General features: G+C 73.6%; 11 protein-coding genes. 8 read left to right on the top strand and 3 right to left on the bottom strand.

Translation table 11 applies throughout. The features are described 5' to 3' along the window. Positions 1 to 43 precede the first annotated feature (43 nt). Entirely contained in the window at positions 44 to 1,249 is a 1,206-nt protein-coding gene (locus OSR43_RS03895) for an ROK family protein (protein WP_302269721.1), read from the bottom strand. Positions 1,250 to 1,343: 94 nt separating this feature from the next. On the opposite strand from OSR43_RS03895, the gene OSR43_RS03890 reads away from it, so the two are divergent. From OSR43_RS03890 to OSR43_RS03860, 7 genes are all read left to right on the top strand, one after another. Then, positions 1,344 to 2,900, top strand: a complete 1,557-nt coding sequence (locus OSR43_RS03890; protein WP_302269720.1) for a sugar ABC transporter ATP-binding protein — start codon at positions 1,344 to 1,346, stop codon at positions 2,898 to 2,900. Further along, entirely contained in the window at positions 2,897 to 3,919 is a 1,023-nt protein-coding gene (locus tag OSR43_RS03885) for an ABC transporter permease (RefSeq protein ID WP_302269719.1), read from the top strand. The genes OSR43_RS03890 and OSR43_RS03885 overlap by 4 nt, the downstream gene beginning before the upstream one ends. Continuing rightward, positions 3,916 to 5,031, top strand: a complete 1,116-nt coding sequence (locus OSR43_RS03880; RefSeq protein ID WP_302269718.1) for an ABC transporter permease — start codon at positions 3,916 to 3,918, stop codon at positions 5,029 to 5,031. The genes OSR43_RS03885 and OSR43_RS03880 overlap by 4 nt, the downstream gene beginning before the upstream one ends. Before the next feature lie 38 nt (positions 5,032 to 5,069). Continuing rightward, positions 5,070 to 6,263 (top strand): substrate-binding domain-containing protein, encoded by a 1,194-nt coding sequence (locus OSR43_RS03875; protein WP_302269717.1) that lies wholly within the window; start codon positions 5,070 to 5,072, stop codon positions 6,261 to 6,263. Between the two features lie 91 nt (positions 6,264 to 6,354). Next, a complete protein-coding gene (locus OSR43_RS03870; protein ID WP_302269716.1) occupies positions 6,355 to 7,254 on the top strand; it encodes a sugar phosphate isomerase/epimerase in 900 nt (299 codons plus the stop codon). Beyond that, positions 7,247 to 8,431: a Gfo/Idh/MocA family protein gene (locus tag OSR43_RS03865; protein WP_302269715.1), complete on the top strand. Its 1,185-nt coding sequence runs from the start codon at positions 7,247 to 7,249 to the stop codon at positions 8,429 to 8,431. Before OSR43_RS03870 ends, OSR43_RS03865 begins: the two co-directional genes overlap by 8 nt. Position 8,432: 1 nt before the next feature. After that, entirely contained in the window at positions 8,433 to 9,431 is a 999-nt protein-coding gene (locus tag OSR43_RS03860; protein WP_302269714.1) for a sugar phosphate isomerase/epimerase, read from the top strand. Positions 9,432 to 9,480: 49 nt separating this feature from the next. On the opposite strand, the gene OSR43_RS03855 is transcribed toward OSR43_RS03860, so the two are convergent. Beyond that, positions 9,481 to 10,176 carry an SGNH/GDSL hydrolase family protein gene (locus OSR43_RS03855; protein ID WP_302269713.1) on the bottom strand — a complete coding sequence of 232 codons (696 nt, stop codon included), beginning with the start codon at positions 10,174 to 10,176 and terminating at the stop codon, positions 9,481 to 9,483. 297 nt (positions 10,177 to 10,473) lie between these two features. Then, positions 10,474 to 12,030 carry a GTPase HflX gene (gene hflX, locus OSR43_RS03850; RefSeq protein WP_302269712.1) on the bottom strand — a complete coding sequence of 519 codons (1,557 nt, stop codon included), beginning with the start codon at positions 12,028 to 12,030 and terminating at the stop codon, positions 10,474 to 10,476. A gap of 77 nt (positions 12,031 to 12,107) precedes the next feature. Here hflX and OSR43_RS03845 point away from each other — a divergent pair, with 77 nt between their 5' ends. Beyond that, positions 12,108 to 12,722: a nucleoside/nucleotide kinase family protein gene (locus OSR43_RS03845; RefSeq protein WP_302269711.1), complete on the top strand. Its 615-nt coding sequence runs from the start codon at positions 12,108 to 12,110 to the stop codon at positions 12,720 to 12,722. The last annotated feature ends 19 nt before the right edge of the window (positions 12,723 to 12,741 follow it).

The following is a 12,741-nucleotide window of genomic DNA, read 5'->3' as shown; positions in this document are numbered from 1 at the left end:
TGTCGGCACGCTGCAGCGTGCCGACGCAGCGGCGAACCTGTCGTCACAGCCCGGCCGCCACCCCCGCCGCGACGACCCCGGCCGCGCCCGCGTCGGCGACGCGCGCGCCGGCCCGGTCGATGTGCTCGGGCGAGAGCACGTGGCCGATGGCGAGCGCGGCGGCGCCGATGACGCCGGCCCGCTCGCCGGCCCGCGACGTGGTGACCGCGAGGTGCTGGGTCGCGAGCGGGAGGGAGCGCTGGTAGACGACCTCGCGGATGCCCGCCAGGAGGCTCTCGCCGGCGTCGGCCAGCGAGCCGCCGATGACGATCGCCGAGGGGTTGATCATGTTCACGAGCGTGGCCAGCACCTCGCCGAGGTCGCGGCCGGCCTGGCGCACGGCCTGGACGGCCCGGGGGTCGCCGCTGCGCACCAGCGCCACGACGTCCGCGGAGCCGGCGGCGTCCACGCCGGACTCGCGGAGGGCGCGGGCGACCGCCGGCCCGGCCGCCACGGCCTCCAGGCACCCCTGATTGCCGCACCGGCACAGCACCTCGGCGGCGCGGGCGACGGCCACGTGGCCGAGGTCGCCCGCGGTCCCCTGGGCGCCGCGCTGGAGCTGGCCGCCGGAGATGAGACCGGCGCCGATGCCCGTGCTGACCTTGATGAAGACCAGGTCGGCGGTGTCGGGCAGGTGGGCGTGCTGCTCGCCCAGCGCCATGATGTTGACGTCGTTGTCGACGAGCACGGGCACGTCGAAGGCCCGCTGCACGTGGCCCGGCACGTCGTACTCGTCCCAGCCCGGCATGATCGGCGGGTTGATCGCCCGGCCGCTCGAGTGCTCGACCGGTCCCGGGAGCCCCATGCCGATCGCGGCCAGCTCGCCGACCTCGCGCCCCTGGTCGGCGAGGAGGTCGGCGACCACCCGCTCGACCCAGCCGAGCACGTGGTCGGGCCCGAGCGCCACGTCGAGGTCGGCGCGGCGCTCGGCGAGGATGGTGCCGCTGAGGTCGGAGAGGGCGGCGGTCGCGTGGCTGGCGCCGATGTCCACGCCGGCGACGACCCACGCCCCCGGGTTGAGCGCCAGCAGCGAGGGCGGGCGCCCCCCGGTCGAGACCCCGCCGCCGTACGGCGCCACCAGGCCCAGCCGCAGCAGGACGTCGATCCGCGACGCGATCGTGGAGCGGGCCAGCCCGGAGAGATCGGCGAGCTGCGCACGGGTGCGGGGCTGCCCGTCCCGAAGGAGCTCGAAGACGTCGCTGGTCCGCACGGCCGGAAGTGTTCCACGCGGACTTCTGAACGTCCAGCAAGCAACTTTTGACGAGACCTCGACAGAAGTGAGTGACGCGTGCCACAGTGCGCTCGTGACCACCACGTCGCCGACCGAGAGCCCGGGCACCCCCGGCAGCCCCGGCACGCCCTCCGGAGGCGCCGCCCACGCGGGCGCCGTCGTGCTGCGGGCCAGCGGGCTGGCCAAGGCCTTCGCCGGGCACACCGTGCTCGAGGACGTCGACCTCGAGCTCCGCGCCGGCCAGGTGCTCGGCCTCGTGGGCGAGAACGGCGCGGGCAAGTCGACCTTGATGAAGATCCTCGCCGGCGTGCACTCCCCCGACGCCGGGACCGTCGAGGTGGGCGGCGAGCACGTGTCGTTCACCCACCCCGTCCAGGCCCAGCAGGCCGGCCTGTCCACGGTCTTCCAGGAGTTCAACCTCCTGCCCGAGCGCTCGGTCGCCGAGAACGTCTACCTCGGCCGCGAGCCCCGCCGCCGCGGCCTGGTCGACGTCGACCGGATGCACCGCGACACCGAGGAGCTGCTCGAGGGGCTCGGCGTCACCGGCCTCCGGGCCGGCCAGCGGGTGCGCACGCTGTCGGTCGCCGAGCAGCAGCTGGTCGAGATCGCCAAGGCCGTCAGCTACGACGCCCGGGTGATCCAGATGGACGAGCCGACCGCCGCCCTCGCCGAGCACGAGGTCGAGCTGCTCTACTCCGTCATCGCCCGGCTCACCGCCCGCGGGGTCGCGATCGTCTACGTCTCCCACCGGCTCAAGGAGATCTTCGACCTCTGCGACACCATCACCGTCCTCAAGGACGGCCGCCAGGTCACCACGCGACCGGCCGGCGAGCTCGACGACGCCGAGCTGGTCCGGCTCATGGTCGGCCGCTCGATCTCCTCCTTCTTCCCCGACCCGCTGCCCGGCACCGAGGTGGGCGAGCCGGCGCTGGAGCTGCTCGACGCCGGCAACGGGTACGTCGACGGCGTCGACCTGACCCTCCGCGCCGGCGAGGTCGTGGGCATCGCCGGCCTCCAGGGCTCCGGACGCACCGAGCTGCTCGAGGCGGTCTTCGGCGTGCGTCCGCTGACCCGGGGCACGATGCGCGTCTGCGGGCGCGACGTACGCCCCGGCTCGCCGCGTGCGGCCATCCGCGCCGGCCTCGCGATGGTCACCGAGGACCGCAAGGCCACCGGGCTGGCGCTGAACCAGACGATCCTCGACAACGCGCTCGGCGTCGTGCGGGCGGTCTTCCCGCGCCGCACCGGTCCCGCCCGTCGCGAGCTGCCCGGGCTGCTGTCCTCGCTGGAGGTCTCCGCCCGCGCGATGGACCAGGAGGTCCAGTTCCTCTCCGGCGGCAACCAGCAGAAGGTCGTGCTGGCCCGCTGGCTGACCACCGACCCCCGCGTCGTGCTGATGGACGAGCCCACCCGCGGCATCGACGTCGGCGCGAAGCACTCCATCTACGAGCTGATGCGCGCCCTGGCGGCCCGGGGCGTGGCCGTCCTGATGGTCTCCAGCGAGCTGCCGGAGGTGATCGGCATGTCCGACCGGATCCTCGTGATGCGCGACGGCCGGCTGGCCGGCGAGCTGCCCGCGGGCGCCACCGAGGAGCAGGTGCTGCAGGTCGCGACGGGGGTGGGCGGATGAGCACGCTCGCCCGGCGCCGGGCCCCGCTGACCTCCACCGGCATCGTCCTGGTGCTGCTCGCGCTGAGCCTGGTCGTCGGCTTCGTGCTGACCGCCGTCGAGGGCCGCAACTTCCTCAGCCCCGGCAACATCTCCGCCCTGCTGACCGGCATCAGCATCCTGGGGTTCATCGCCATCGGCCAGACGCTGGTCATCCTCGTCGGCAGCCTCGACCTCTCGGTGCCGTACGTCGTCAGCCTGGTCAGCGTGCTCGCGGCCGGCACGATGGCCGGCCAGGACGGCAAGGTGGTCCCGGCGGTGCTGCTCGCCCTGCTGGTGGCCGCGGCGGTCGGCCTGGTCAACGGCGCGATCGTGGCGTACCTCGGCGTCCACGGCTTCATCGCGACCCTCGGCACGGGCCTGGTGATCAGCGGCTACCTCGCCACCAACTACCAGGGCAGCCACGGCTCGGCCCCGCGCTCGTTCCGGCTTGTCGGCGCCACCCAGGTCGGCCCGGTGCCGCTCTCGACGCTGATCCTGCTCGGCTGCGCGGTGCTGGTCGTGCTGATGCTGCGGCGCACCCGCGTCGGCCACCACCTCTACGCCGTGGGCGGCAACCGCGAGGTGGCCCGGCTCTCCGGCATCCGCACGTCGGTGCCGGTGCTCGTCGCCCACACCCTCTCCTCGGTGCTGGCCGCCCTCGCCGGGCTGCTGCTGGTGGCCCGGCTCAGCGTCGGCAGCCCCACCATCGGCAGCCAGGGCGACTACGACCTGATGTCCATCGCCGCGGTCGTCCTCGGCGGCACGCTGCTCGCCGGCGGCAAGGGCAACGTCGTGGGGACCCTCGCGGGCGTCGCGATCTTCTCCGTCCTCGACAACGTCATGGGCGTCATGGGCGTCAGCGCCTTCCTCCAGGACGTCGTCCGCGGCCTGGTGATCGTCATCGCGGTCGCGGTCTACGCCCGCCGCGAGATCGACCGCCGGCCCGCCAGGTTCGAACGACCGACCGGCCTCGACGCCGCACTGCAGGAGGCGAAGTGACCACCTCGACCCCGCTCCTCGAGCGCGCCGAGCGACCTCCGCTCCCCGACCACCACCGCAGCTGGGGCGGGCGGGCCGCAGCGGCGCTCGCCACCCCGGGCGGCGCGGTGTACGTCCTCGTCGTCGCGCTGCTCGTCGCGACGGTCCTGGCCAACCCGAACTTCGGCGACCCCGGCGTGGTGATCCGCTTCCTGGGCCGCACGGCGCCGATCGCGATCGCCGCCATCGGCCAGTACTACGTGATCGTCTCCGGCGAGTTCGACCTCTCCATGGGCGCGGTCGTCGCCGCCCAGGTCGTCATGGCCGGCAACCTGATCGGCGAGGACGAGAGCCGGATCCTCCCGGTCACGCTGCTGATGCTGGCCGTCGGCGTCCTGATCGGGGTGCTCAACGGCCTCGGCACGACGCTGCTCGGCGTCCCGAGCTTCATCGTGACGCTGGGGATGATGCTCGCGCTCGGCGGCCTGGTCGACCACCTCACCGGTGGCGCCGCGACCGGCAACCCGGCCGACTCCTTCCGCGAGATCGGCCGCGGCGGCATCCAGGACGTACCGGTCGTCGACGTCATCCCCTACCCGCTGGTCATCCTGGTGGTGCTCGGCGCGCTCGCCTCGTGGTCGATGCGCCGTCCCTTCGGCCGCAGCCTCGTGGCCGCCGGCGACAACGCCGACGCCGCCCGCGTCTCGGGCAGCTCGCTGTGGTGGCTCAAGACCCGCGCGTTCGTGATCTCCTCGCTCTCGGCCACCGTCGCCGGGATCATCCTGGTCGGGTACGCCGGCGTGCACCCCTCGGTCGGCCAGGGCTACGAGTTCACCGCCATCACCGCGGTGGTCCTCGGCGGGGTCGTCCTCGGCGGCGGCCGCGGCTGGGTCCTCTCCGCCGCCGCCGGTGCGGTCGCGCTCGAGCTGCTCTTCGTCCTGCTGACCGCGCTCGGCGTGGAGTCCACGTGGCGCGCCACCGTCCAGGGCCTGATCATCATCGCCGCCGTCGCCGTGGCCGGCCGCGCCTGGCAGCGCGGCCGCCGGCCCACGCGCCGTACCGCCTCTCCCGCAACCCCGTCTCGGCACCCCACCCAACCGCCCTCCCCGGGCACAACCACAGGAGACAACTGATGCGCACACCGTTGCGACGCAGGTCGCTCAGGGGCGCCGTGGCGTCCGTCGCTGCCCTGGCCGCCCTGGCCGCGTGCAGCACCGACGAGTCCATCGACGACCCCGCCCCGCAGGCGGGCGAGGAGTCGGCCTCCGAGACCGAGGGGTCGGGTGAGGAGTGGTTCGTCCAGGCCGACTTCGACGAGCAGGACGAGCAGCGCTCGGCGACCTTCGAGGGCGACCCCGAGCAGCCCTACCTGCAGTACATCGACGGCGAGATGACCGACACCTCCGACTACGCCTCGAAGGAGCCGCAGAAGGTCTGCTTCGCCAACGCCTCGATCTCCAACCCCTGGCGCCAGACCGGCTGGATCACGATGAACCAGCAGCTCAAGGCGCTCCAGGACGAGGGCGTCATCTCCGAGATGGAGACCCGCGACGCCCAGGACGACGACAACACCCAGATCGCCGACATCGACTACTTCATCAGCGAGGGGAACTGCGACGTCTTCGTCATCTCCCCCAACTCCACCGCCGCGATGACGCCGGCCGTCGAGCGCGCCTGCGAGACCGGCAAGCCGGTCATCGTCTTCGACCGGGGCGTGGAGACCGACTGCTACACGACGTTCATCCACCCGATCGGCGGCTACGCCTGGGGCATCGACACCGCCACGTTCCTCTCCGAGAACCTCGAGGAGGGCGACAAGGTCGTCGCCCTGCGGATCCTGCCCGGCGTCGACGTGCTGGAGACCCGCTGGGCCGCCGCGGAGAAGATCTTCGAGGAGAACGGGATCGAGGCCGTCGACTACTTCACCGGCGCCGACCCCACCAAGATCAAGGGGATCATCACCGACGAGCTCACCAAGGGCGACGTCGCCGGGGTGTGGATGGACGCCGGTGACGGCGCCGTCGCCGCGATCGAGGCCTTCGAGGACCAAGGCGTCGACTACCCGGTGATGACCGGCGAGGACGAGATGAGCTTCCTGCGCAAGTGGGAGGAGACCGGACTGACCGGCCTGGCCCCGGTCTACTCCAACTTCCAGTGGCGTACCCCGCTGCTGGCGATCCAGAAGATCGTCGCCGGCGAGGAGATCCCCAAGGAGTGGGTGCTCCCGCAGACGCCCATCACCGAGGAGGAGCGCGGCGACTTCCTCGCGGCCAACGAGGGCATGCCCGACGGCCACTACGCCAAGTTCGGCGGCGAGGACCTGCCGGGCTACCCGAAGGTCTGGCAGGACCGCCAGATCCCGTGAGCCCGACCGGCCGGGGGTGGACGGACCCACCCCCGGCCGGTGCTCCTGCTCCCGCTCCTCCTCCCCCTCCCTCCGACCGGAAGGTGTGCCCGTGCGCGCGCTCGACCGCCCCCTCGGCGTCAACACCTGGGTCTGGACCTCGCCCCTGACCGACGCCGACCTGCCCCGGATGCTCGACCTCGTCGCCGGCCTCGGCTTCGACGCCGTCGAGCTGCCGCTGGAGGCGCCGGGCCACCTGGACCCGGCGCGGACCGCCGCCGCCGTCCGCGACGCCGGCCTGGCGCCGTACGTCGTCGGCGCGATGGCCCCCGGGCGCGACCTCGTCGGCACCGACCCCGCGACCGTGGCCCGCACCCAGGACTACCTGCGCAGCTGCATCGACCTCGCCGCCGCCGTCGGCGCGCCCAGCGTCTGCGGGCCCTTCTACGCCGCGACCGGGCGGGTGTGGCGGATGACGCCGAACGAGCGGCACGCGACGTACGACGAGTGGCGCCGCAACCTCGCGCCGGTCGTCGAGCACGCCCGCGACGCGGGCGTCACCGTCGGCATCGAGCCCTTGAACCGCTACGAGACCTCGCTGGTCAACACCGTCGACCAGGCGCTCGCCGCCCTCGGCCCGCTGCTGGGACCGTCCCTCGGGCTCGCGCTCGACACCTACCACCTCGGGATCGAGGAGCGCTCCAGCGCCGACGCCGTACGCCGCGCCGGCCGGCACCTGGTGCACCTCCAGGTCTGCGGCAACGACCGCGGCGCCCCCGGCCACGACCAGACCGACTGGCCCGCACTGCTCGCCGCGCTCGACGAGGTGGGGTACGCCGGCGCGCTGAACATCGAGAGCTTCACCCCCGACAACGCCGCCATCGCCGTGGCCGCCTCGATCTGGCGACCGCTCGCCGCCTCGCCCGACGACCTCGCCCGGGACGGCCTCACCTTCCTCCGGTCGCTCACCGCGACCGACGCCCACGCCGCAGGAGGCACCACCCATGACTGACCGGACCGCGGGCGGCGCGCCCGCCCTGGGGGTGGCCGTCGTCGGCTACTCCTTCATGGGCAAGGCCCACTCCAACGCCTGGCGCAACGTCGCCGCCTTCTTCCCCGACGCCCCGGGCGTGCGGCAGCAGGTGCTCGTCGGGCGCGACCCGGCGGCGCTGAAGACCGCCGCGGACCGCTACGGCTGGGCCGACACCGCCACCGACTGGCGCGACGTCGTCACCCGCGCCGACGTCGACGTCGTCGACATCTGCACCCCGGGCCACCTGCACGCCGAGATCGCCCTGGCCGCGCTGGACGCCGGCAAGCACGTGCTGCTCGAGAAGCCGCTGGCCAACACCGTCGCGGAGTCCGAGGCCCTCGTCGCCGCGGCGAGGGCCGCGGCGGAGCGGGGCGTGGTGTCGATGACCGGCTTCAACTACCGCCGGGTGCCCGCGCTGGCGCTCGCGCGCCGGATGATCACAGAGGGGCGGATCGGCACCGTGCGCCAGGTCCGGGCCAGCTACCTGCAGGACTGGCTCGTCGACGAGGCCGCACCGATGACCTGGCGGCTGCGCCGCGAGTCGGCCGGCTCCGGCGTGCTCGGCGACCTCGGCTCGCACCTCGTCGACCAGCTCCACCACCTGCTCGACGAGCCGGTGGTCTCGGCCAGCGGCCACCTGCGGACGTTCGTGCCCGAGCGCACCGGCGACCACGGGACCGAGCCGGTCACCGTCGACGACGCCGCCTGGGCCACCCTCGAGACCGCCTCGGGCGTGGTCGCCAGCCTCGAGGTCAGCCGGATGGCGACCAGCCGCAAGAACGCCCTGCAGATCGAGGTGTACGGCACCACCGGCTCGCTCTCCTTCGACCTCGAGCGGCTCAACGAGCTCGGCGTCGACGACCGCGGGCTGGACCCGGACGGCGGCGTACGTCGCGTGCTGGTCACCGAGGCCACCCACCCCTACCTCGACGCCTGGTGGCCGCCGGGCCACACCCTCGGCTGGGACAGCACGTTCACCTCGCAGGCGGCCGACTTCCTCGCCGCGGTCGCGAGCGGCAACCAGCCGTCGCCGTCGTTCGCCGACGGCCTCGCCGTGCAGCGGGTGCTGGCGGCGATCGAGGAGAGTGCGGGACGCTCGGGCGCCCGCGTCGACGTACCCGCACCGCACCCCGCCGCGCACCAGCAGGAGGACTGAGATGGGCAAGCGCTTCACCCTCTTCACCGGCCAGTGGGCCGACCTGCCGCTCGAGGAGGTCGCGCGGCTCGCCGCCGGCTGGGGCTACGACGGCCTCGAGATCGCGGTCTCCGGCGAGCACCTCGACGCGTGGCGGTGGGACGAGCCGGGGTACGTCGAGGGCCGGCTGGAGATCCTCGAGCGGCACGGGCTCGGCGTGTGGGCCATCTCCAACCACCTCACCGGCCAGGCGGTCTGCGACGACCCCATCGACGACCGCCACCGCGCGATCGTGCGCGAGCGGGTGTGGGGCGACGGCGACGCCGAGGGGGTGCGCACCCGGGCCGCGGAGGAGATGCGGCTGACCGCGCGGCTCGCGCAGCGGATGGGCGTGTCCACCGTCGTCGGCTTCACCGGCTCCTCGATCTGGCCCTACGTCGCGATGTTCCCGCCGGTCCCGGCCGCCCGGATCGAGGCGGGCTACCAGGACTTCGCCGACCGGTGGAACCCGATCCTCGACGTCTTCGACGAGTGCGGCGTCCGGTTCGCCCACGAGGTCCACCCCTCGGAGATCGCCTACGACTACTGGTCGACCGTCCGCACGCTCGAGGCGATCGGCCACCGCGAGGCGTTCGGTCTCAACTGGGACCCCAGCCACATGCTGTGGCAGGACCTCGACCCGGTCGCGTTCATCTCCGACTTCGCCGACCGGATCTACCACGTCGACTGCAAGGACACCCGGCTGCGCGTGGGCGGGGGCCGCAACGGCCGGCTCTCCTCGCACCTGCCGTGGGGCGACCCCCGCCGCGGCTGGGACTTCGTCTCCACCGGGCGCGGGCAGGTGCCCTGGGAGGACTCCTTCCGGGCGCTGGCCGCCATCGGCTACGACGGACCCGTCTCGGTGGAGTGGGAGGACGCCGGCATGGATCGCCTCCACGGCGCCCCCGAGGCGCTGGCGTTCCTCAAGCGGTTCGACTACGACCCGCCCGCCGCCGCCTTCGACGCCGCGTTCAGCTCCTAGCGCCGGGCTCCGGACGGCTGCGGCGCGCCGGGTGGAGCTGCGCGCCCGCTCAGACCCCGGCGGCAGCGATCGCGGCAGCGACGGCGTCACCGAAGGCCCGGTGGCCCTCGGGGGTCAGGTGCAGCCGGTCCTCGAGGTAGTCCAGCGCGAGCCCGCTCGTGGGGACGTACGCCGCCGCGTGCTGCTCGGCGAGGTCGGCGAGCAGCCGGTCGACGCGCGGCACCCGACCGGCCCGCGAGGGAGCGGTCGCGGGGCCCACGACCACCACCCGCTGGCCCTCGAGCCGGCGCATCAACCGCTCGAACCCCGACCGGATGGCCGCGTCGGTCTGGTCGACGTCGTTGAGCCCGCCCTCGACGACCACCAGGTCGGCGCCGGCACCGAGGGCCGCGCTCGCCCGGGCCGCGAACGACACCTGCGGGCCGCACGCGCTGGCGCCCGAGCTGAACCCGGACCCGGAGAACCCGGCGACCCGCACCCGGCCCTCCAGCCGCGACGGCCACGACGTACCGACCTCGTCCAGGCCGAGCCCGGCCGACCAGGAGTCGCCGATCACGAGCACGTCGCGCCCCTCGCCGGTGACGACTGCGGCCCGCTCCGCGGAGCCCGCCGCGAACCGCTCGCACCGGCTCGCGTCCGAACCGCGCGCCCGCTCGGCCAGCTGCAGCACGAGCACGCCGATGACGAGCAGCAGGCAGGCGGCCAGGGCGATCGATCGTGCCGAGGAGCGACGGGCGAGGAGCACCCATCGATGGTGCGCCCTTCTGCGCCGATCTGCCGGAGTTGTTGCAGGACCGTTGCGGATCCGCCGGAAATCCCGCCCGACTCCTCAGGGGAAACCGGCACTTCTCAGGGGATGCATCGCCCGAGAAGTGCCGGAATCCCCGGGGCCCCGGGGATTCCGGCGGGACCCCACGCCGCTGCAGGAGTCCCCGGTTCACCGGGGACTCCCTCGCTTACCGGGGTAGACCTACCCCGGAAAGCACGAGGGTCCCCGGTTGACCGGGGACCCTCGCACCTGCCCGCACCGGGCAGTGACCACTCAGACCAACGCGTACGCCGCCAGCTCGCCGGCGAGGTCCTCGTTGGCGCGCCCGCGGACGATGGTGCCGTCGCCGGTGTGCTCGAGGGAGTCGATCTCGCCCTGCTGGTGGAGCCGGTTGATCAGGTCGCCCCGCTCGTAGGGCAGCAGCGCGGAGAACTCCACGCCCGGGCGGGGCAGCTCGCCCTCGACGACGCCGAGCGCCTCGGCGATGCCCTCGCCGGTCTTGGCGCTGACCACGACGCAGTGCGGCTCGCGCTGCTGGAGCCGGGCCAGGACCATCGGGTCCGCGGCGTCGGCCTTGTTGATGACCACGAGCTCGGGCACCTGGTCCGCGCCGATCTCGGCGAAGACCTCGCGCACCGCGGCGATCTGGCCCTCGGGGTCGGGGTGGGAGCCGTCGACGACGTGGAGGACCAGGTCGGCATCGGCCACCTCCTCCAGCGTGGACCGGAACGCCTCGACGAGCTGGTGGGGCAGGTGCCGCACGAACCCGACGGTGTCGCTCATCGTGTAGACGCGGCCGTCCGCGGTCGTCGTGCGTCGCGTGGTGGGGTCCAGGGTCGCGAACAGCGCGTCCTCGACCAGCACCCCCGCCCCGGTGAGCCGGTTGAGCAGCGAGGACTTGCCGGCGTTGGTGTAGCCGGCGATCGCCACGGCCGGCACCTGGTGACGACGGCGCTCCTGGCGCTTGGTGTCGCGGGTGCCCTTCATCTCGCGCAGCTCGCGGCGGAGCTTGGCGATCCGGGTGTTGATCCGGCGCCGGTCGGTCTCGATCTTCGTCTCACCGGGACCACGGCCACCGATGCCGACACCGCCGGCGGCGCGACCGCCGACCTGGCGCGACAGGTTGCCACCCCAACCACGCAGGCGCTGCTTGAGGTAGGTCAGCTGCGCCAGCTCGACCTGCGCCTGGCCCTCCTTGGACTTCGCGTGCTGGGCGAAGATGTCGAGGATCAGCGCGGTCCGGTCGACGACCTTGACCTTGAGCCGGTCCTCGAGGTTCCTCAGCTGGCTGGGCGCGAGCTCGCCGTCGCAGATCACGGTGTCCGCGCCGGTGGCGGCGACGATCTCCTTGAGCCCCTCGACCTTGCCGCGGCCGATGTACGTCGCGGGGTCGGGCTTCTGCCGGCGCTGGTAGATCGCGTCGAGCACCTCGGAGCCGGCCGTCTCGGCGAGCAGGGCCAGCTCGGCCATCGAGTTCTCCGCGTCCTCGACGCTGCCCTCGGTCCAGACGCCGACGAGGACGACGCGCTCGAGGCGCAGCTGGCGGTACTCGACCTCGGTGATGTCCTCGAGGTCGGTGCGCAGGCCGGCGACGCGGCGCAGCTCGTGCCGCTCGGCCAGGTCGAGCTCACCGGTGGTGAGCTCCTCGGGATCCGGCTCGTCGGCGTACCCGGAGGTGAAGTCCTCCACCTCGTCGTGGTCGTCGTGGTCGTCGTGGTCGTCGTCGGACCGGTCGCGCTCGTCGACGGCGAGGACCTCGTCCTCGTCCCAGCCGACGGTCTCCTCCAGCTCGGTGTCGAGGGAGAAGTCGCGTGCGTTCGCGTTGGTCATGTGCCTCCGTGTCGTGACTGCCATCTCGGAGAGCACAACGCCTCCGGGCCCTCCACTATGCCCGCTTGACTGGGCACGTGGACATCCATTTCCCCACCCCGCCCGTCGGCATCCGCCTGCTCGGGCTCACCGGGGCGCCCGGCGTCGGCAAGAGCACGGCCGCCGCGGCGCTGGCCGCCGAGCACGGTGCGGCAGTGGTGCCGATGGACGGCTTCCACTACGCCGACGTCGAGCTGGCCCGCCGCGGCCTGCTCGAGGTCAAGGGAGCCCCCGACACCTTCGACGCCGAGGGGTACGCCGCGCTGCTGCGGCGCGTGCGCGGGTGCGAGCCGGCGGTGGTCGCCCCGGCGTTCGACCGCGACCTCGAGCAGCCCCTTGCCGGGGCGATCGCGGTGCCGCCGACCGGCACGGTGGTGACCGAGGGCAACTACCTGCTGCTGGACCAGCCGCGCTGGCGCGGCGTGCGCGCGGAGGTCGAGGAGGTCTGGCACCTGCACGTCGACGCCGACCTGCGGCGGGAGCGGCTGGTGGCGCGCCACGTGCGGCACGGGAAGTCCCCCGACCAGGCGCGGGCGTGGGTGGACCGCGTCGACGAGCCGAACGCCCGCCTCGTGGAGGCGGCCGCCGAGCGGGCCGACCGGGTCCTCGACCTGACCGCCTGGCACCGACCCCCACGGACGGTCGGCCGCTGAATCCGCGCCTCGGCCCCGG

It is taken from the genome of Nocardioides sp. Arc9.136, from assembly GCF_030506255.1.
Taxonomy (GTDB): domain Bacteria; phylum Actinomycetota; class Actinomycetes; order Propionibacteriales; family Nocardioidaceae; genus Nocardioides.
Note: the sequence above shows the minus strand (reverse complement) of the source record. Positions and strands in the feature narration are given on the sequence as shown.

Excerpts from the sequence above, each read along its gene's own strand:
- OSR43_RS03885 (WP_302269719.1), top strand. The coding sequence starts at position 2,897 with ATGAGCACGCTCGCCCGGCGCCGGGCCCCGCTGACCTCCACCGGCATC.
- hflX (WP_302269712.1), bottom strand. The coding sequence starts at position 12,030 with ATGACCAACGCGAACGCACGCGACTTCTCCCTCGACACCGAGCTGGAG.
- OSR43_RS03860 (WP_302269714.1), top strand. The coding sequence starts at position 8,433 with ATGGGCAAGCGCTTCACCCTCTTCACCGGCCAGTGGGCCGACCTGCCG.
- OSR43_RS03865 (WP_302269715.1), top strand. The coding sequence starts at position 7,247 with ATGACTGACCGGACCGCGGGCGGCGCGCCCGCCCTGGGGGTGGCCGTC.